This is a genomic window from Campylobacter lari (assembly GCF_004357905.1).
Lineage (GTDB): Bacteria > Campylobacterota > Campylobacteria > Campylobacterales > Campylobacteraceae > Campylobacter_D > Campylobacter_D lari_D.
This window is the reverse complement of the sequence record NZ_SMTT01000040.1, coordinates 1-334: the sequence shown is the minus strand read 5'-3', so window position 1 is coordinate 334 and position 334 is coordinate 1. Positions and strand designations below refer to the sequence as shown.

Sequence of the window (334 nt, the reverse complement as noted above, 5' to 3'; positions counted from 1 at the left end):
AAAGCCTTTGCCTCCACTTTTAGATGTACTTCCAAACATAGTAGTACCATCATCATTAACCTTACCTATACTTATCTTAACACTATAACTTAAAGTATTATTCTCAAAGCCTCTAAATAAACCTTCTAAACCTATACTACCTACATTAGAATTTTTATTTGCTATATATGAAAATGGTGTATAAGCGAAAGCTTTATCATTTAAAGTTTTATGATAAATACTAGAAGTAAAGTATAAAGATGAATTAGTATTAATCCATACAGGATAAGAAAAGTCTATACCTATACTTTTTGAAATTCCACTAAAGCCAACTTCTTGATAATCTCCGCCTAAA

General features: G+C 28.4%; 1 pseudogene. It reads right to left on the bottom strand.

What is annotated here, in order from left to right:
- Nucleotides 1–334: pseudogene (locus E2O22_RS07860) on the bottom strand (ShlB/FhaC/HecB family hemolysin secretion/activation protein); the annotation flags it as partial.